At 67.7% G+C, this 18,901-nt stretch carries 15 protein-coding genes; 7 read left to right on the top strand and 8 right to left on the bottom strand.

From position 1 onward, the window contains the following. The 4 genes from E4P38_RS02700 to E4P38_RS02685 form a co-directional block, all read right to left on the bottom strand. On the bottom strand, positions 1–909 hold the full coding sequence (locus tag E4P38_RS02700; protein WP_245160744.1) for a hypothetical protein: 909 nt from the start codon (positions 907–909) through the stop codon (positions 1–3). A 57-nt stretch (positions 910–966) separates the two neighbouring features. After that, positions 967–1,806: an NAD(P)-dependent oxidoreductase gene (locus E4P38_RS02695; RefSeq protein ID WP_167760423.1), complete on the bottom strand. Its 840-nt coding sequence runs from the start codon at positions 1,804–1,806 to the stop codon at positions 967–969. Then, positions 1,803–2,798 (bottom strand): dTDP-glucose 4,6-dehydratase, encoded by a 996-nt coding sequence (rfbB, locus tag E4P38_RS02690; RefSeq protein ID WP_135130191.1) that lies wholly within the window; start codon positions 2,796–2,798, stop codon positions 1,803–1,805. The genes E4P38_RS02695 and rfbB overlap by 4 nt, the downstream gene beginning before the upstream one ends. A gap of 149 nt (positions 2,799–2,947) precedes the next feature. After that, positions 2,948–4,267 carry a UDP-glucose/GDP-mannose dehydrogenase family protein gene (locus E4P38_RS02685; RefSeq protein ID WP_135130190.1) on the bottom strand — a complete coding sequence of 440 codons (1,320 nt, stop codon included), beginning with the start codon at positions 4,265–4,267 and terminating at the stop codon, positions 2,948–2,950. Between the two features lie 366 nt (positions 4,268–4,633). Here E4P38_RS02685 and E4P38_RS02680 point away from each other — a divergent pair, with 366 nt between their 5' ends. Then, the gene (locus E4P38_RS02680; RefSeq protein WP_135130189.1) at positions 4,634–4,969 is read left to right on the top strand and encodes a hypothetical protein; all 336 of its coding nucleotides are present in this window, start codon (positions 4,634–4,636) and stop codon (positions 4,967–4,969) included. A 108-nt stretch (positions 4,970–5,077) separates the two neighbouring features. Further along, the gene (locus E4P38_RS02675; RefSeq protein WP_245160743.1) at positions 5,078–6,202 is read left to right on the top strand and encodes an LCP family protein; all 1,125 of its coding nucleotides are present in this window, start codon (positions 5,078–5,080) and stop codon (positions 6,200–6,202) included. Positions 6,203–6,212: 10 nt separating this feature from the next. Here E4P38_RS02675 and E4P38_RS02670 read toward each other — a convergent pair whose 3' ends face one another. From E4P38_RS02670 to E4P38_RS02655, 4 genes are all read right to left on the bottom strand, one after another. Continuing rightward, entirely contained in the window at positions 6,213–7,910 is a 1,698-nt protein-coding gene (locus E4P38_RS02670) for a hypothetical protein (RefSeq protein WP_135130188.1), read from the bottom strand. A 164-nt stretch (positions 7,911–8,074) separates the two neighbouring features. Continuing rightward, positions 8,075–8,710 carry a hypothetical protein gene (locus tag E4P38_RS02665; protein ID WP_167760422.1) on the bottom strand — a complete coding sequence of 212 codons (636 nt, stop codon included), beginning with the start codon at positions 8,708–8,710 and terminating at the stop codon, positions 8,075–8,077. A gap of 16 nt (positions 8,711–8,726) precedes the next feature. Beyond that, positions 8,727–10,241, bottom strand: coding sequence for a sugar transferase (locus E4P38_RS02660; protein ID WP_135130597.1), 1,515 nt, complete (start codon positions 10,239–10,241; stop codon positions 8,727–8,729). Between the two features lie 290 nt (positions 10,242–10,531). Continuing rightward, on the bottom strand, positions 10,532–11,929 hold the full coding sequence (locus tag E4P38_RS02655) for a polysaccharide biosynthesis tyrosine autokinase (RefSeq protein ID WP_135130186.1): 1,398 nt from the start codon (positions 11,927–11,929) through the stop codon (positions 10,532–10,534). A gap of 392 nt (positions 11,930–12,321) precedes the next feature. Between E4P38_RS02655 and E4P38_RS02650 the strand changes: the two genes are divergently transcribed. From E4P38_RS02650 to E4P38_RS02630, 5 genes are read left to right on the top strand one after another with little or no spacing between them, the layout of a single operon-like run. Continuing rightward, a complete protein-coding gene (locus E4P38_RS02650; protein ID WP_167760421.1) occupies positions 12,322–13,281 on the top strand; it encodes a glycosyltransferase in 960 nt (319 codons plus the stop codon). A 2-nt stretch (positions 13,282–13,283) separates the two neighbouring features. Further along, on the top strand, positions 13,284–14,321 hold the full coding sequence (locus E4P38_RS02645) for a glycosyltransferase family 1 protein (protein WP_135130184.1): 1,038 nt from the start codon (positions 13,284–13,286) through the stop codon (positions 14,319–14,321). Then, a complete protein-coding gene (locus tag E4P38_RS02640; RefSeq protein WP_245160787.1) occupies positions 14,321–15,382 on the top strand; it encodes a polysaccharide pyruvyl transferase family protein in 1,062 nt (353 codons plus the stop codon). The genes E4P38_RS02645 and E4P38_RS02640 overlap by 1 nt, the downstream gene beginning before the upstream one ends. Beyond that, entirely contained in the window at positions 15,379–16,485 is a 1,107-nt protein-coding gene (locus tag E4P38_RS02635) for a hypothetical protein (RefSeq protein WP_135130182.1), read from the top strand. Before E4P38_RS02640 ends, E4P38_RS02635 begins: the two co-directional genes overlap by 4 nt. Positions 16,486–16,491: 6 nt before the next feature. Then, the gene (locus E4P38_RS02630) at positions 16,492–17,862 is read left to right on the top strand and encodes an O-antigen polymerase (protein WP_167760420.1); all 1,371 of its coding nucleotides are present in this window, start codon (positions 16,492–16,494) and stop codon (positions 17,860–17,862) included. Positions 17,863–18,901: the final 1,039 nt, after the last annotated feature.

The following is an 18,901-nucleotide window of genomic DNA, read 5'->3' as shown; positions in this document are numbered from 1 at the left end:
TCAGCGTCCCTCGACCGTGCGGCCGGGGAGGGTCGCGGGCACCTCGAGGGTGTGGGCGTCCGCGGTACGGCGCAGCGGCCAGGTGGCGGGCAGGACCAGGCGCGGTGCGACGCCGACCAGGACGGCGATCAGGAACGCGACGCCGGCCAGCGCCTCGCCCGACTCCTCGATGAACGTCGCGGTCACATACCAGGACGCCGGCACGGACGCCGACAGGGCGGACAGCCCGACCGACGCCGCGCCGTAGCCGGCCAGGGTGCCGAGGACGCGGCGACGGTCGCGTCGCTCGGTCCGGCTGAGGAACCAGAGTGCGGCGACGACGGCGACAGCGGCCAGCGCGCTCACCAGCACGGCCGTGCGGGCGCCCAGCGCATCGGTGAGGGCCCCCATGCCGTCGGCGTGCACGGTGCCACCGGCCTTGACCGCGGCAATGCCACCGCCCACCAGGGCGACGGCCAGCCACCAGGTGCGGCGGCCGGGGATGCTGCCGGCTGCGGCGACGGCCGCGATCGCGCCGGCGGCGAAGAGCAGGGCCACGAACATCCGCGGCAGCGCGAACGGTGCGTCCATGGAGAGCAGCTGCGCGGAGCGGCCGGTCGCGCCGCTCAGCCGGAGCAGGTAACCGGAGGTCTCCAGCGCCACCGCGACGGCGGCGAGCGTGATGCCGATCGGGGGCAGCGGGATCGCCCGCCGACGGACCGGGGCGGGTGCGGGAACGAAGGACGCCGGCAGGTCCGCGGTGGACAGCGACACCCCCGTGCCCGGGGATCGGCGGTCGGCCATCCGGATGCCACGGCCGATCAGGAGCGCGAACACCAGCCCGACGACAACCCAGACGGCGAGCACACCGAGAACCCAGACCCACCACACGAGCTGATCATCGGCAGCCCGGCCGGAGAACGTGACCACCCCGTCACGAACGTCGCCGTGTCGGCCCCACCGGGCGCTCGGGTCCCAGGCGCCCCGTCAGCCGGCGAGGTACTCCGCGAGCGCGGTTCGCCAGTCGCGAGGTGTGAAGCCCGTCGCGGTGATCTTCGACAGGTCCAGCACACTGTTCAGCGGGCGGACGGCGGCCTGCGGCTTGTCGGCGAAGTAGGCCTCGGTGCTGGTGCGACCGACGTCGTCGGCCGAGCGGCCGCGGGCGGCGAACACCGCGGCGGCGACGTCCGCCCACGAGGCCGGGTCGCCGTCGTTGGTCAGGTTGTAGGTGCCGAACGGTGCCTGGGTGCTCAGCAGGTGGGCGATCCCGGCGGCGAGGTCGGCGGTGAAGGTGGGCCGGCCGATCTGGTCGTCGACCACGGTCGGCGAGACGCCACGGTCGGCGAGGCCGGCCATGGTGCGCACGAAGTTGCCGCCGTCCCCGACGACCCAGGTGGTGCGCACGAGGTAGTGCTTGGTCACGTTGGTGGCCTGGGTGTCACCGTCGGCCTTGCTCTGCCCGTAGACCGACAGCGGGTTCGGCGGCCAGTCCTCGGGATGCGGACTCTCGCGCTTGCCGTCGAAGACGTACTCGCTGGAGATGTGCACGAGCGTGGCGCCCGACGTCCGCACGGCTCGGGCGAGGTGCCCGACGGCGTCGACGTTGGCGGCCCGGACGGCGTCGGCGTTGGCCGGGTCCTCGGCGGCGTCCACGGCCGTCCAGGCGGCGGCGTTGAGGACGACGTCCACGTTGCTCCACCGGTAGGCGCGCACCGCCGCGGCGTCGGTGACGTCGAGCGCCTTCCGGTCGAGCGCGACGGCGTCCGGGAACTGCTGCTGCAGCGCCCGGCCGACCTGGCCGTTGGCGCCGACGATGAGTGTGGTCACTGGCCCTGGGCCGCGTACTTGGCCTCGACCTGCTGCTTGAGCGGACCCCACCACGACTCGTTGTCGCGGTACCAGGCGACGGTGGCGGCCAGGCCGTCCCGGAAGTCGGTGTACTGCGGCGTCCAGCCCAGCTCGTCGCGGAGCTTCGTGGCGTCGATCGCGTAGCGGAGGTCGTGCCCGGCGCGGTCGGTGACGTGGTCGAACGCGTCGGCCGGCTGGCCGAGCAGCTCGAGGATCTGCATCAGCACCTCGAGGTTGTTCTTCTCGCCGTCGGCACCGATCAGGTAGGTCTCGCCGGAGCGGCCCTTCTCGAGGATCGCGTGCACCGCGGAGTTGTGGTCGTCGACGTGGATCCAGTCGCGGACGTTCTCGCCCTTGCCGTACAGCTTGGGGCGGAGGCCGGCCAGCACGTTGGTGATCTGGCGCGGGATGAACTTCTCGACGTGCTGGTACGGCCCGTAGTTGTTCGAGCAGTTGGAGATCGTGGCGTGGATGCCGAAGGAGCGCACCCAGGCCCGCACGAGCAGGTCGGAGCCGGCCTTCGTCGAGGAGTAGGGGCTCGACGGGTTGTACGGGGTCTGCGGCGTGAACTTCTTCGGGTCGTCGAGCTCCAGGTCGCCGTAGACCTCGTCGGTGGAGATGTGGTGCAGCCGGACGCCGTGCTTCCGCACGGCCTCGAGGATCGTGAACGTGCCGATGAGGTTGGTCGTGACGAACGGCGACGGGTCGTTGAGGGAGTTGTCGTTGTGGCTCTCGGCCGCGAAGTGGACGACGACGTCGGAGCGGCTCACCAGCTCGTCGACGAGCGCGGCGTCGGCCACCGAACCGTGCACGAACTCGATGTCGTCGCGCACCGGCGCCAGGGACGCCTCGTTGCCCGCGTACGTCAGCGCGTCGAGCACGGTGATCTGGTGCTCGGGGTGGTGCTGGCGCGTGTAGTGGACGAAGTTCGCGCCGATGAAGCCGGCGCCTCCGGTGACGAGCATGCGCATCGCCGCTTCAACCTCCATGCGTGTTCGGCCGACGGACGACCCGGCCGGCTCCCCCCGGACGCAGCGGTCCGGCGGTTCTGTTGGGACGACGGTAGCGGGACACGCGGACGGGCGCGCCCATCGCGGCGCGTCGGCCGGCCTGGGCGGGCTCAGCCGGCCCGGCGGCCGAGTGCCCGGTAGCTCCAGCCTGCGGCGGTCCAGGCCTCGCGGTCGAGTGCGTTGCGCCCGTCGAGCACGCGCTTCTGCTTGACGATGCGACCGAACGCCGCCGGGTCCAGGTCGCGGTAGTCCTGCCATTCAGTGAGCACCAGGACGGCGTCGGCGCGCTCGGCGGCTTCTTCGGCGGTGTCGGCGTAGTCCAGCTGCGGCCAGAGCTTGCGACTGTTCTCGATCGCGGCGGGGTCGGTCACCCGGACGACGGCGCCCTGTAGCTGCAGCTGGGCGGCGACGTTGAGCGCCGGGGAGTCGCGGATGTCGTCACTGTTCGGCTTGAACGCCGCTCCGAGGACGGCGACCCGCTTGCCGAGCAGTGAGCCGTCGCAGACCTCGCGCGCCAACTCGACCATGCGGATGCGGCGACGCATGTTGATGTTGTCGACCTCGCGCAGGAAGGTGAGCGCCTGGTCGGCACCCAGCTCGCCCGCCCGGGCCATGAAGGCCCGGATGTCCTTGGGCAGGCAACCGCCGCCGAAGCCGAGTCCCGCATTGAGGAACTTGCGGCCGATCCGGTCGTCGTAGCCGATGGCGTCGGCAAGCAGCTTCACGTCGGCGCCGGTGGCCTCGCACAGCTCGGCCATCGCGTTGATGAAGGAGATCTTGGTGGCCAGGAAGCTGTTCGCCGCCGTCTTCACCATCTCCGCCGTGGCGTAGTCGGCCTCCACCTTGGGGGTACCTGCGGCGACGATGGTCTCGTACACCTCGTCGAGCAGCGCCCGCGCGGTGTCACCGTCGGTGCCGGACGGCAGGCCGTAGACCAGCCGGTCGGGGTGCAGGGTGTCCTGGACGGCGAAGCCCTCCCGCAGGAATTCCGGATTCCACGCGAGCAGAGCGCCCGGCACCTTCTCCTCGACGAGTTCGGCCAGCCGAGCCGCCGTCCCGACCGGCACCGTCGACTTCCCCACGATGAGTTCACCGGGAGCGACGACACCGATCAGCGACTCCGTGGCGCCCTCAACGTAGCGGAGATCGGCGGCGTACTCGCTGCGCTTCTGCGGTGTGCCTACGCAGAGGAAGTGCACCTTCGAGCCGACCGCGTCGGCGAAGTCGGTGCTGAACCGGAGACGCCCGGTGGCCAGCGTCCGCTCGAGCAGGCCTTCGAAGCCGGGCTCGTAGAACGGCGCCTTGGCCTTGGACAGCGCGTCGATCTTTGGCTGGTCGACGTCGATGCCAATGACCTCGTGACCCAGTTCGGCCATCGATGCCGCGTGGACGGCGCCGAGATAGCCGCAACCGATGACCGAGATCTTCATGTATCGCTCCGTTCAGCGGGAACTGGACGGTTGTCCAACGACGCGCTCCCGCACGTGTCACTGCCGACGCTAGATCGAATGCAGTGGTGGAAGCCATCCGGTGAGACCACCCTCATGCGCTGCAGGACCCGGCGTCCTCCGTGCGAGGGACATGACGGGTCGTTCGACCGGCCGGCGCGCCATCGGACGAACTGGATCACGACGTCGCACCGAGAGTCCCTCGGTGCACATTGATCCCGCGCGTCACGCGTATCTGGGCGCGTCCGGGGGCACTCACCCTAGGCGCCAGAGCGTTGTACGGATGTTGGCATCTTTCGCCCACGCCGGAACTCGGGAGGGGCACCGGCGGTCACCTAAGAAGGACACATGACCTGGGTGCTGCTGATCGGGGCGGTGTGGCTTGCCGTCGCCGCGCTCCTCGGAGTACTCATCGGCAGGGGCATCCGGCTGGCCGACCGCAAGGAAGAGGATTCCGCCGCGGCCGAGGCCGCGTCGCCCAACTTCGTGGTCGACGTGCCATCGCCCGTCGTCGCGGGTCCCGCTCAGCCGTTCACGACCGACACAGCGGACGCCGTCCGCGATCCCGCGACACCGGATCACATGACCCCGCTGATCCCCACCGCGCGTCCGCCCGCCGGTCGGGCTCCGGCAAGAGCCTCGGAGCAGCAGATGCGTAAGCCGCGCGAGTCCGGGTCGTTCTGAGCGCTCCACCCCCGTGCTGAACCTCACCCGACAGGGTAGGAAGCCGACCCTGCCTCGCTGTTAAGCCCCGTAACCTCGGGCGGTCATCTGCCACACGGGGGTCTGGGCATGAGCACCGACGATTCGGACGCACGCGCGCAGAGCGCCGCGCGCATGGCTGTCGACGGCGCCGCTACGCAGGACGCCGCGGCAGCCGGCGACGACGAGACCGGCGAGCGTCCCGGCCGCCGCCGCGTACTTCGCCGCATCCTGATCAGCCTCGGCGTCCTCGGCCTCGTACTCGCCCTCGTCGTCGGCGGCGGTCTGTGGTTCCTGACCAACCGCTGGGGCGGCAACATCGACCGCGTCTCCGACGTCTTCGCCGGCCTCGACGAGGACTCCCGCCCGGCCCCGGCGACGCCGGTCGAGTCTGCCTCCGACGAGCCGGTCACGTTCCTGCTGGTGGGCTCCGACACCCGTGGCGAGACCCTCGAGGGAGAAGACCCCGACGGTCGGTCCGACGCGATCATGCTCGCGCGGTTCTCGGCGGACCGGGCGCACGCACAGCTGATCTCGATCCCGCGCGACTCGTGGGTCGACATCCCCGGTCACGGTCGCAGCAAGATCAACGCCAGCTACTCGTGGGGCGGCCCATCCCTGCTGATCCAGACTGTGGAGCAGCTGACGAGCGTGCGGGTCGACCACTACGTGGCGATCGACTTCGAGGGACTCATCCAGGTCACCGACGACCTGGGCGGCGTGGACGTCGTCGTGGCGGAGACGACGACGAACGGCCCGTACACCTTCCCGGCCGGCATGAACCACCTCGACGGCGACCAGGCCCGGTGGTACCTCGGCCAGCGGCACGGCCTGCTCGGCGGCGACTTCGACCGCGTCAAGCGGCAGCAGCAGTACCTGCGGGCGATGTTCGGCAAGCTGTTCAGTTCGAACACCTTCACGGACCCGGCGAAGCTGGACTCCGCGATGCTTGCCGTCACCAGTGCGGTGACCGTCGACGACACCCTGGGGAACGGCGACCTGCTGGCCCTGGCCTACTCGATGCGGAACGTCTCGCCGGAGAACGTCGACTTCTTCACCGCGCCCGTGCTGGGCACCGGCATGGAGGGCCCGGCCAGCGTCGTCTACCTGGACATGGTCTCCGGCGAGCGGATGTGGACCTACCTGCGCAGCGACTCCCTGGCCGCGAACGCCGCAGAGTTCGAGAACCAGGCGCTGCCCGACGTCCCCCGCTGACCGAAAGGGGTCAGCCGGCCAGGGTCTGCTTCTCCGACTCGGGTAGCTGGGTCAGCTCGCCGTGGTACGCCCCGTGCCGGGTCAGCCGGCGCAACGGCAGACGGCGTCCAGGGCGGAACTCGTTGACGATGAACCCGACGATCCGGACGTCAGCGACCTCGGCACGGTTCCGGATCATCTCGAGGTCGGTCAGATTCGTCAGCGGCGAGATGACGACCACGAGGATCCCGCCCTGGGCCAGTTGCAGAGCCAGCGGATGGTCATTGACGGGTGGCGCGTCGACGATCGCGGTGAGTGCGCCATGCCCGTCGAAGGCCGACAACCACGCGGCGCGGCGATCGGCGTTCAGCCGGCGCCCGGGTTCCTGCCGCCAGCCGTCGCGGCCAACCGGCATCACCGAGAGCGTGCGGCCCTCGCCGTAGGAGAGGACCTGGATCGAGTTGGCGAGCGGTCCGCCGTCGAGCACCTCGGAGAGCCCGGGCGACGACGACAGACCCACCACCTCGGTGACGGTCGAGGCGCCGGTGGCGGCGTCGACGAGGGCGACAGCATGGCCGGTGTACTCGCCGGCAGCGGCGATGTTGCAGGCCAGGGCGCTCTTACCCTCACCCCGGTGGGCGCTGGTGATGACGACGGCACCGCTCTCGCGGCGTCGGGCGCTCAACAGGAGCGAGGAGGTCAGCACCTTCAGTTCGTTGCCCGTCGCCGAGTCGGCGGCGAAGTCGGCGAGCCGCGGGAAGCGGCGCAGCCTGCGGTCCGGACCGAAACTGCCCAGGAGGGGGGCGCCGAGGGCACCGGCCGCGGCCGCGGGGTCGATCGCCCGGCGTCGTTCCGTGGCCCACCAGGCGAACGCGACACCGAGCAGCACCCCTGCGAGCACGCCGCCGGCGACGTTCTTCTCCAAAGACGGACTGGTCGTGGTTGTCGGTAGCTCCGCCCGGATGATCCGGTCCACGCCCGACTGCAGGAGCCGGTAGTTGACGTCGCTCTGCCGGATCGTGTCCTCGGTGCCGTTGACGCTCTCGGCCAGCGCGGTCGCCTCGTTGCTCAGTCGCAGGTACTCGACGTCGGTCTCGAGCGTGGCTTGCAGGTAGTTGGCACTGTCGACCGGATTGATGAACAGCGGGACCACGGCTCGAACGGCATTGACCTTGGCCGCCAGCGCCGCCTGCACCTCGTCGAGGCGCGCCCGCTGGCTGTCAAGAAGCTCACCCAATACCTGAGCGGCCCGGTCGGCGCCGCTCGCGTAGCTGTCCTCCTCGACGCGGAGATAGGCCGTGGTGACGGCGTTGGCGAGGTCCTTCGCCTCCTCCGCCGTCGGTGCGGTGGCGTCGACCGTCACGACCGGGGAGTTGGGCTCCGTCGTGATGGTGAGCCGATCGCCGACCTCACCGGAAGTCAACTCACCGCGGAGGACGTCGCTGGCCTCTATCGACACCTCTGGCGAACGGAGGATCTGCGCAGCGGCTAGCGAGATCGGCGTGATGTTGGAGCTGCCGCGGCCGCCGAACAGGTCGATGTCGCCTGGGTCCCGTACGACAATCTGCGACTGGGCGGTGTACGTCGTCGGCAGCAGCGGCGTCAGCCCGTAAGCCAGGCCGCCGCCCAGCAGTCCGAACAGGAGACCACAGGCGATGAACCAGCGCAGCCGCGTCCGGGTCAGCGCGGTCGAGCGCGCTGACGCGGGTGGATCCTCGAATGTCGTCACGCCGGCCACGTTTGTCCCCTGCCCCCCGAACGGCTCACGGTGGGCAGAAACTACAGCCGGTGAGGGACGATCGAGAGGGCTTTGGTCCTGCCAGCTGAACGAACTCGGACGGAACGGCCAGTCCCGGATCCCTGCGCCACGAGTTGACTACCCAGGGTGCGAATTCAGCGTCGCGGGGCCGCACGGGCCACGTCCTCAGGCTCCCGCACCATCGCTGCGAGGCGGCCAAGGATCGGGAGAAGAGTGCCGACGATCAGCTCGCCGGCCTCCTCGTGCGCCTCGACTGGTCCGCTGATCGGGTCGGGCACGTCATCGTTGTCGTCGGCCGTGCGCCGCGAGCGGACCTCGGCCATCGCCTGCACCAGACCTCGGGCACGCTCGTCGAACCCACGGCCGTCGGGCGCGTGCTCTCCGAGCAGGCCCAGGAGGTCCGCCGCCTCGCGGAGGGTGAACGTGCGCGCCAGTCCGCGCGGGTTCAGCCGCAGGACCTCGCGTCGGTGGGTGCGAGTCATGCTCAGCACGAGGTCGGCCTGCGCGGCGATCGACTCGGTGAGCTGCTGGGCCCTGAAGTCGCCGCCCGCGGCACCGTAGCCGCGTAGAACCAGGTCACTGTGCGGATGCATCGCCGACCCGACGACCCCCTGGGTTCCGGCGCTCACCAGCCGAACGGCACCGGCCTGTGCGCCGAGCACCTCGTCGAGGTAGGCGCGGCCCAGCCGCTCGGCCAGGGCGGACCGACAGATGTTGCCGGTGCACACGAGCAGGAGGGTGAAGCCCGACTCCGCGAGTGGGCCGGGCACCCGCACAGTGTGCAGGTCAGTACGCACCGGAACCGCGCACGACGGCCCCCACCGTCTTCCACAGGATCATCAGGTCGAAGGTGAGCGTCCAGTTTTCGACGTAGCGGACATCAATGCGTACCGAGTCGTCCCAGGAGAGATCGGAGCGGCCGCTGACCTGCCACAGGCCGGTGATGCCCGGCTTGACAAGCAGCCGGCGGGCCATGTCGAAGCCGTACTGCTCGACCTCGCGGGTGACATGCGGGCGAGGCCCGACGAGGCTCATGCTGCCGCCGAGCACGTTGAAGAACTGCGGCAGCTCGTCGAGGGAGTAGCGGCGCATGACCGCGCCGACCGACGTGATCCGCGGGTCCCGCTTCATCTTGAACTGGACAGCGTTGCCCTCGTTCTGATCGAAGAGGTCCATCTCGATCTTGTCGGCGTTCGGCACCATCGTGCGGAACTTCCAGACGTGGAAGGGCTGGCCGTCACGGCCAACCCGCTCGTGCTTGAAGAAGACCGGCCCGCGGCTGGTGAGCTTGACTGCGAGCGCCAGGGAGATCAGGACTGGCGCGACCAGCAGGATGCCGACAACGGCGGCGGTCTTGTCGAAGGAGTCCTTGATGACGCGCCGATGTCCCGTGAACGACGGGCGCTCCATGTGCATCAGGGGCAGACCGGCGACGGGGCGGATCCGGACCCGGGGGCCGGCCACCTCGGTGACGGCGGGAGCGAGCAGCAGCTCCGCCTCAGTCTGTTCGAGGTCCCAGCCCAGGCGGCGCAGGGCAGCACCCTCGAGCTCCGGCGACGGCAGGACGGCGACGGTGTCGACCTCGTACTTGCGGACGACGTCGACGACGTCATCCAGGGAGCCGAGCACAGGGAGTCCGTCGAACGTGATGGCCTGTCCGTCACGCCGCGCGGGGACACAGCAGCCGATCACGCGGTAGCCGTGCTTGGACTGGCGCTCGAACTGCTCGTGCAGCGCCGCGACGCCACTGCGGTGGCCGACCACGATGGCGGTCTGCAGGAACTTGCCCTCGGCCCGCTGTCGATGCAGGAGCGCACGCTGCGCGAGCCGGAAGCTGAGCGTCAGCGCCGTGGCGAGAGGGACGGCGACGATCACGAAGCCGCGGGCCACCTCGAGGCGGAAGGCCCAGGAGAGAGTGCCCAGCATGGCGAGCAGCAGCGCGGCGGCGAAGAAGACGCGGCGGAACTCCTCCGCGCCGACCCATAGGAACCGCTCCTCGTACGCCCGGGCGGCCATCATGGAGCCAGCCCAGAGGACGGGGAGAACGAGAACCGACCAGAGCGGGCTTCCCGCGCTGACAAGAGAGCCGGTGGCCGCACCGACCTCGAAGGCCTGGGCGACGAAGGCCGCCACCAAGGCAGCGAGGACATCGAGGGCGACGAGGCGACGGACATAATTGGCCCGCCATGCGCGGCGGGCTTCCGTGCCCTCCCCGCGCAGGAGCGCCGCAGACCATGACGCGCGGCGACCGCGCTGCTGCGGAATGTGACGAACCGTTTCGTCACGACGAACATCGAGCATGGACAAGCCGCGAACCCCCGTGCGCTCTGCCAGGGCATGTGTGACCCAGGCGACTGACCCCCGTGTGCGCCAGGAACTTCACTGTTCAACCGGCTAGGCGAACCTACCTACGGTTTTGCATCCTGAGTAGGTCGGTTCCGTTACATCTTGAGCTAGGAAAAGGCCGATGGGTGACCGGGACAAGAGTTCCGTCACTCACGGTCATACATAACTACTAAACGTCGCGGCACGCTGAATCTGCTGCCCCGCCCGCTGCCCGCGCACCCATTAGGGCGTAAACGTGACTTGCGTCATGACGCCCGGCGCCTGCCACGCCGCTGCTTCGACTCGGGAGCTGTCTCCGCGTAGCTGTAGCCGTAGCCGTAGGCGGCAGTGATACCCGCCTTAGGCGGGACGATGTTGAGAATCACCCCCAGAGTGCGGGCCCCCACCCGCTCCAAAGTTGCGGCAGCCTGCTCAAGTTGATCTTTACGGCTCTTGCCGTAGCGAACAGAGAGCAGGATCCCGTCGACCATGACTGCCAACCCCGTTGAATCGGCGACCGGCAGCAGGGGCGGAGCGTCGATGAGTACGTACTCGCTCTTCCCGCGCAATTCGTCAATGAGCGCGAGCATGTGCTTGGAGGCGAGGAGCTCGCTTGGATTAGGCGGCGTCGGCCCTGCTCCGATCACGGAAACCCCCGTGTCGGCGTACGGCTGCATCACGTCCGTCATGACTGCCGTGCCGGCCAGGATGTTGGTCAGCCCCACCCCGCCTACCATCCCGAGGTAGCTGGTAACGCGCGGCCGACGAAGGTCTGCGTCGAGAATCGTTACTTGCCGGCCTGCCTCGGCGAGCGCTAGGCCGAGGTTGATGGCAGCCGTTGTCTTGCCCTCGGCAGGCATGGCGCTGGCCACCATGATGACCTTGGGCGGGTCGTCCACGTTAAGGAACTGAAGATTCGTCCGTAGCTGACGGTAGTCCTCCGCCACGCGCGTGGGAGTCTGCCGATCGAACACATGGCGCGAGCCGACCCCGTCGTCCCGAATGACTGTTCCAATCACCGGCACACCTGCGCGTTCTGCAGCCTCGGTCGGATCCTTGACGGTCCGGTCAAGGTGAACCCTCGCCACAGCGAGCCCTAGGCCAGCTACGAGGCCCAGGAGAGCGCCCGCCGCAACGTTCCGAGCAGTTCGCGGTGCGCTCCGACCGGTCGGCAGGTCTGGAGGGGCTACTACGGTGACCTTTACCGGGGAGTTCGCCTGCCCGTCCGGCGTCTCCAGCTCCTGAACCATCTCCGCGAACTCGGTTCCCACCGAACGAGCGATATCACGCGCCCGGTCCGGCGAGGTGTCTGTGACCGCGACATCGAGCAGCACGGTGTTGCTCACCACTGAGGCCGAGAGTTGTTCCGCCAACGACCGCGGGGTAAGTCGCAGGTCGAGGTCGTCGACCACCCGAGCAGCGAGCCCTTCGCTCTGCAGCAACTGCGCGTAAGAGGCCACGCGGTCCTGAGAGAACGTACTTCCCTGTGAGAGTGCTGCCGTCGAATTGTCCCCGCTCACCGAGATGAAGAGCCGGGTCGAGGAGGTGTACGTCGGTGTAGTGGCGAGACTTAGCAACAAACCGAGCAGACCGCCCGCGAGCATTGTGGCGACCGGCATCCACCAGGACGCGCGCAACGCCGCCAAGATGCTACTCAGGTCCACACCGCGCCCCGTCCCGTTTCACCACGCAGCGGCAGCTCACCGCCCACGTCAGCGAAAAGGTACGGCACCGGGACTCACTCTGCGTAACGCTTGGCCGCCTCCCCTTCTACCGGGTGACGCAGGGGTCAGCGGCCCGCGTCACCGGAGGGCACTGTGGCGCTGTGTGTCGGCACACAGAACTTGCGACTGTCGCTCACGGTCACGGACGATGCTGCCACCGCCGGTCAACGGATAGAGGTGGTGTTCCACGAGAGCGCGGGCGCAACTGTCACATCAGAAGGGCGGGCGAGCGTCGCATGACCGCAGACCGCCCTACCTCCAACCTGCTCGGGTCGTGCAGGCCCGTTCGCGTACTCCACGTCACCGCCCGCTATGAGAGTGGCGTTCGAACCGTGATCGACACGATCCCGGATCTCACTCCGGCCATCGATCACTACCTGCTGTACGACGGCCCCTACGACGTGCCCGGCACCTTCCTGGCAGCGCGCCACCTGGGCGTGGGATGGCGAGGCGCCGCTCGCAACTTGGCCACGGCCCTGCGCGACTGGAAGCCCGACCTGGTGCACGCCCACTCGAGCCATGCCGGAGTACTGGCTCGCGTGCTGCCTCACCACGTCCCGGTCATCTACCAGCCCCACTGCTTTGCCTTCAGCGACCCGGCGCGTCCCAAGACAATCCGCGCGTTGCTCAGGGCAGCGGAGGCCGTGCTCGCCAGGCGTACCAGCACTGTCGCGGCTGTCAGCCCCCACGAAGCAGCACTCGGGCGCTCCCTCGCGCCGGGGCGACTAGCTGTGGTCGAGGTGCCCAATTGGACGCCCCTCCGAGAAGCCACCGTTCCACCTGACCGCTTGGCCCGGCGCGTTGCCATGGCGGGGCGCATTGCCCCACAGAAGGACCCTGACTTCTTCCGCGAGACGGCAATCGCCGCCCGCGGCCTTGACGATTCTCTCGACTTCATTTGGGTGGGCGACGGCGACCAGCGCGCCCGGCGCGCATTGGAGGAAGCCGGCGTCAAGGTCACGGGATGGCTCGACGGTCCGGCGGTAGCGAAAGAACTTGCCGGATGCTCGGCGTATTGCCACACCGCCCGTTACGAGGGATTTCCTGTGAGCGTGCTCGACGCCGCGCGACTCGGCCTTCCCATCGCTGCCCGGAGCATCGGCGCCTTCGAAGGACTACCCGTGGCGGTATTCCAGACCCCCAAGGAGCTGGCGGCACACGTAGTGGACCTTCACGAGACCGAGAGGCGATACGAGGAGGAACGGCGAAGCTCGGCCAGGATCCTCGATCACATGAACCGCTCCGTCGCCACGCAGGCTCTCGAGGCTCTCTACCGCTCCGGACGCGGATGAGGATGAAGATCCTCATGCCCGGTCGGGTCCTCGACCGACACGTCGGCGGCAACTCGACCTACACGCGAGCCATCGCGGCTGGGCTGCGTTCCAGGGGGTGGGTTGTCGAGTCGATGCCGCACCACTCGAACCCGGTGGTCACTGCCGGGCTGGAGACCCTCACGGGGCTTCGGCGCGCCCCGGGCACACTTCTGCATTACACGGCCGATACGGGACCCCTGGTGCCGACAAGGGCCCCAACGGTTGTCACCGTTCACGGCATCGCGAGCCGTCACGTGTCGGGAATCCGCTCTCAGCGGCAGGAGGCGACATGGCGGGCCCGCGTCCGACGTGCGATCGCAGCCTCTGACGCGGTCATCACGGTGTCGCAGAGCAGCGCGCGAGACATCGCCACCGTTTTTGAGATCGATCAAAGTCACATCCGCGTGATCTACCACGGCATCGACCCCCGCTACTTCGCCCAGACCGACGAGACACCGCCCAGTCGCAGATTGGCCGCCGTCGTCGAGGAGACCGGCGGCCAGTTCCTGCTGTACGTCGGCAACATCGAACCGCGCAAGAACCTTGCTGCGCTCATTGACGGACACGCCATCGCTCAACGGACCTCTGGCGCCCCTGATCTCGTGATTGCGGGGAAGCCCGCGTGGAATTCCGACTCATCCATGAAGGCGATCGCCGCCGCACCTGGCGTCCGCTATCTGGGGTGGACGGAGGAGGAGGAGAAGCTCTGGCTCCTGCAGCACGCCGTCGCCTTTCTCTTTCCCAGCCAGTACGAGGGCTTTGGCTTCCCTGTCCTGGAGGCTCTTGCCTGCGGCACTCCGGTCGTCTGCTCCGACCGCGGCTCGCTCGCAGAGGTTGCCGGCCCGTCGATCCGCTTTCGCGACATCCACGCTGATGCAGTGGCCGACGGAATCGTCGAGGTCCTTGGCGACGCGGACGCGGCCGATCGCTTCCGAGGCGAGGGGCCCGCCTGGGCCTCTCGTTTCACCTGGGACAGATCCGTTGATGAGCACATCGCCCTTTACAAGGAAGTGCAGTGATGCGGGCGCTAATCCTTCACGGCTACAGCGCCGACAATTTGGGTGACGGCCTGCTCATGGACGAAGCCATCGAACTGGTTCGCGACGCCCTCGGAAGGGACTGCGAAGTGGATCTCGCAGCATCCCGGCCGGCCAGCTTCAACGATCGTGATGCGACCGTTTTCTCGTCCAACCCTCGCCACCTTCTCCGGTCGAACAGTTTGTATCGGCAGCTCTTGCGCCACCCGCGATACGACTTGGTTGTCGGCGTAGGGGGCGGCTATCTGCGCGGGAAGAGCCTGGTCGAGACCGCCCGCACATTCGTGGTGCACGGGCCGCAACTCCTGTTCGCCGCCCTGACTCGTGCCCCAGCCGTCTACCTTCCGCAGTCCGTTGGGCCGTTTCATGGCGCCGTGTGGCCGGTGATGCGTCAGCTCCTCGGGCGGGTCTCCACGGTCTACGTACGGGATGACCGGTCGCGCGAAGAACTTCGGACTCGCAACGCCCTACGTATGTCGGATCTGGCGGTAGGTCTAGGTCCGGGCGAGGTCGAATCGACGCAACCGTCTGGGCGTTACGTGCTCAGCGTTCGCGCGGTCGATGGGGAGGTGCCTCGGCCGGTGGTTGAGCTGGCCCGTCTCCTGAACCAGTTCGACGGCTACGTGCAGAGCGCGACGGGCACGAATGACGACCGGGCTGCGATGGCGTCAGTCTGCCCAGTCGAGGTCATTCCCCGTGGAACTCTGGGGGGCATGAGCCCACGAGTCATAGCGGCGGTTCGCTTACACGCGGCCCTCATTGCCCTCAGTGCCGGGCACTACGTGGTGCACCTGGCCTATGAGCGAAAGGGCTGGGGCGCATTTGCCGACCTCGGGCTTGATGACTTCGTCCACAACTCCAAAGCCTTTGAACCAGCGATGGTCTTCGGCCAGCTTGAGCAGCTGCGAGCGTCGCCCGAGTTGCGCGCGGAGTACCGACGGCGAGTAGCCGCCGGCAGGGTGAAGGCTGCTGCGCAGCGGTCCGTGATTCTTGAGCGGCTGCGTGAGGCCGTACGCGGGAACAACAAGGACGAGCGCCTGTGAAGGTTGTCTTTCTGTCGCACTCACCCGACACGGGCACCGTCCGCGTCGGAAGTCACCACCTCGCAAGAGAGTTTGCCCGCCGCGGGCATGCGGTCTTCCACCTGTCAACGCCCCTGACGGCAGCCCACATAGGGCGCGTGGCCAAGGGCGATGCCGTGACCCTGCAGCGGTTCAGTCTTCTTCGACGCCCCCGGCGAGGAGATGCCGGTGATCTCCATGGCGTCCCCTGGCAGTTCCTACCGGAGGCGGTGATAGGACGGGCTTGGATCACTGGCGCCGGCCGACACCGCCATGCTCGCAGGCTTCTAGCCGCCCACGGATTCAGCGCCCCTGACGTCGTCCTGGTTGACCAGCCCACCATGGCCGGACTCGCTCTGTCGCTGCCCTCACGAGCGCTCGTCTACCGACCGACCGATTCCCACTTCCACGGAGTGTCAGCGCAACACGAAGCACTGTTGGTCGCCGCGTCCGACGCGGTTATCGCGACGTCCGACACGGTTCTCAACCGCCTCCCCGGCGCCGGATCAAAGCCAAGCATGACTCTCGAAAACGGCGTCGAGTACGACAGGTTCGCCGCGCCGTCGCGTGCCGGCCAGGGCTTCCGCTACGTCGGAGCGATAGACGACAGATTCGATTGGCGAACGGTATATCGTCTCGCCTCGGCGCTACCGGCGGCGGAATTTCGATTGGCCGGACCGGTGACGACGGCGGTGGGAGACCCGCCGCCGAACCTATACTACGAAGGACCTATTCCCTACGAAGGGGTGCCCGAGTTCCTGGCCGGTGGCAGCGTGGGCATACTCCCACTCACAGATATGCGCATCAACGACGGACGCAGTCCCATGAAGTTCTACGAGTACTTGGCTTCGGGGCTTTTTGTGCTCGCCACGAGTTCGCCTGCCCTCACCGCGCGCCAGGCCCCCGGGGTCTCGCTCTTCGCAACTCCCGAGGAGGCAGTGGCTATGGCCACCGCACTTGCGGCGCCCGGCTTTAACCACGAGGGTCAGCGATTTGCCAAGCAATACGATTGGGCTGCCCGAGCTGCCCTCCTCGAGGATTTCCTGACATCGAGACTCCAGCCGGCGAAGTTTGAAAGACCGTAGAGAATGATGCGCGAGCTCGAGGCGCGGGAGAACGACGCCGGTCAAGTGGCTACTGAGGCCTCTGTTGGGCTACGCCTGACCTGGCCCTGGTGGTTGCATCCAGCGCTACTTGCCTTCGCCATCCCGACCGGGCTGACGCTCTACTGCTTGAGCCTCCCATCGTCGGCCTTCGCTGATTGGGGGGTACCGAAGGTCCTAAGCGGAAACAGTGCCGTCCTGTTGATCGTGGGCGCGTGTGCCTTTGCGCTTGCCATTGCCGTTGCGTCGTGGAGGCCGACCAGCAGTCGATCCGCGACAATAACCCTGTCCCCGCGGCAGGTTGAGTACTTGGGTCGCGCGACGCGAACGCTTTTCATTTTGACAGTCGCGGGCTACGTGATTTGGGCCACCTCCGCGGCGCTGCGGGGCGCCACCCTCTCGCAACTGCTAGCCATCTTGCAGTTTGAACCAGGCGCGGTCAGCGCCCTAAAGAAGAACGCCACCCCCATCGGGGGAATAACCACCATCACCCAGTTCGGTCCAGTGGTCGCAGCACTGTGCATGATAAGGATGCGCCTGGTTCCCGACGCTAGATCGGAGAAGACCTACCTCTATATCGTATTGGCGCTCGCGGCCCTTCGGTCATTCCTGTATGCCGAGCGCCTGGCCCTCATCGAGGTGCTGGGTCCTGTTGTCGTAGTGGCCGCAGTCTGTCGCCCTAAGGGGGGACGGCGCCCCGTTTGGATCGAGGGAGCGATCAAGCTTGCGCCGCTCCTGGCGCTGCCCGCGCTCTGGACATTTTTTGCAATTTTCGAGTATTCACGTAGTTGGCTCACGGTCGGGGCGACCTCGGGGGACTCCTTCTTCCAGTATGTGACGTCCCGAGTGTCTGGTTACTACATCACCGCGGTCAACAACAGTGCACTCTTTGTCGACGCGTCCGACGTCTACGGGTACCCAACCTCCTACTCGCTGAAATTCCTGTGGAGCTTTCCCGCCACGGCGCAGTTCATGGAGTTCATAGTCGGCGACAAGGGTGCGCCATGGTGGCAGGACTTTCTCAAGAATCAGGCGAATCCTGAATACAACAGCCCCGGGTCTTTCCTGGTCACCTATGCTGAACTTGGACTGGTGGGCATGCTTGTCTTCTGGATCCTCCTCGGCCTCGCTATAGGGCGGGCCTACCGCGCGATGCGGCTCGGAAGTTTGGTCGGCCTCCTGGTCACGTCGGTGTGTCTCGTGCCCGTTCTCGAGCTGCCTAGGATCATCTACTGGGCAGAGGGCCGGTCCACCCCTGTGTGGCTCGCTTGTCTGGTGCTTGCCCACGGCCTCCGATTGAGACGGCCGGTACAGCCAGCCCGCAAGCTCTTACAGCCGGAAGTTCGGCGCACTCGATGAAGCCGGGTCCCCCGACATCGGTAGATCACGCCGCCTCCGCTCGCACTAGTTGCGCGGGACGGCGTGACCTGCTGCTCGTTACCGGTGACCCCACCAACAACCAGATGGGGCGCACACAGGCCGTCTACCGCGTTGCTCAGGCTGCGGGATATGCCGTGACCCTCGTGACGGCATCATCAGCTCCCGGGATCTGGGAACCCGTTCGAGGGGCAGACGTCGACTCAGCGCTACAGCGGGTGACGGTGGGGCAGCTTCGTGAGCGCTTGGCGGGGCGCCTACACGCCGTCATCGCTCTCAAGCCACGGTGGGACAGCCTCGGATCTGTTCTACGGGCTTTCGGGCCGGTAAGGACACCACTTCTGGTAGACATCGACGACCCGGACCTGGACGTCCTTAGACAAAGCGTCTTCGGTCGCCCCTCGATGTTGAATCTCCCGCGGTTCGCAGTCCGTGCAGCGCGGTATGGAATCTTGGCGCGGGCCGTTCGAGGGCTCCCGGTTCTCACCTCGAACCCTGTTCTCCAACGCCGGCACGGCGGGACGCTCCTTCCGCACGCTCGCCCAGACCGTGGCCCAGGTCGTCCCCACATGTCCCGCGCCCCAACAATCGCGTTCGTCGGCACGCCAAAGGCTCACAAGGGCATCCACTTGTTGCGGCGCGCTACCGCTGAACTCGCCGTCTCGGGCTATCGACTGGTGATCACCGCGGATGCCCCGCAAGACGGGTCGGCAGCTCCATGGGAGACCTGGACCGGAGAAGTCACGGAAGAGCAGGCATACCACCTGCTCTCAGAAAGCGACATCGTGGCGCTACCCTCCCTCGATGAGGGGTGGGGTCGAGGACAGCTACCGATGAAGCTGATCGACGGCATGCTCGCCGGGCGTGCTGTAGTCGTGAGCTCACTGGAGCCGCTCACTTGGGCCTTGGGCGATGCCGGTCAGGCGGTTCCGGCGGGCAGCTTGGAGTCTCTAGTTTGCGCGCTTCGCCTGTACGGCGACCCCGCGATACGGACGGCACACGGTCACGCCGCTCGCACCCG

The organism is Blastococcus sp. CT_GayMR16 (assembly GCF_004570875.1).
Taxonomy (GTDB): Bacteria; Actinomycetota; Actinomycetes; order Mycobacteriales; family Geodermatophilaceae; genus Blastococcus_B.
The sequence above is the reverse complement of the archived record's forward strand: the minus strand, read 5'-3'. Positions and strand labels throughout refer to the sequence as shown.

Bases quoted from the DNA above. Each gene is read 5' to 3' on its own strand.
- rfbB (WP_135130191.1), bottom strand. From the start codon at position 2,798: ATGCGCATGCTCGTCACCGGAGGCGCCGGCTTCATCGGCGCGAACTTC.
- E4P38_RS02685 (WP_135130190.1), bottom strand. From the start codon at position 4,267: ATGAAGATCTCGGTCATCGGTTGCGGCTATCTCGGCGCCGTCCACGCG.
- E4P38_RS02680 (WP_135130189.1), top strand. From the start codon at position 4,634: ATGACCTGGGTGCTGCTGATCGGGGCGGTGTGGCTTGCCGTCGCCGCG.
- E4P38_RS02675 (WP_245160743.1), top strand. From the start codon at position 5,078: ATGAGCACCGACGATTCGGACGCACGCGCGCAGAGCGCCGCGCGCATG.
- E4P38_RS02660 (WP_135130597.1), bottom strand. From the start codon at position 10,241: ATGCTCGATGTTCGTCGTGACGAAACGGTTCGTCACATTCCGCAGCAG.
- E4P38_RS02645 (WP_135130184.1), top strand. From the start codon at position 13,284: ATGAAGATCCTCATGCCCGGTCGGGTCCTCGACCGACACGTCGGCGGC.
- E4P38_RS02640 (WP_245160787.1), top strand. From the start codon at position 14,321: ATGCGGGCGCTAATCCTTCACGGCTACAGCGCCGACAATTTGGGTGAC.
- E4P38_RS02630 (WP_167760420.1), top strand. From the start codon at position 16,492: ATGCGCGAGCTCGAGGCGCGGGAGAACGACGCCGGTCAAGTGGCTACT.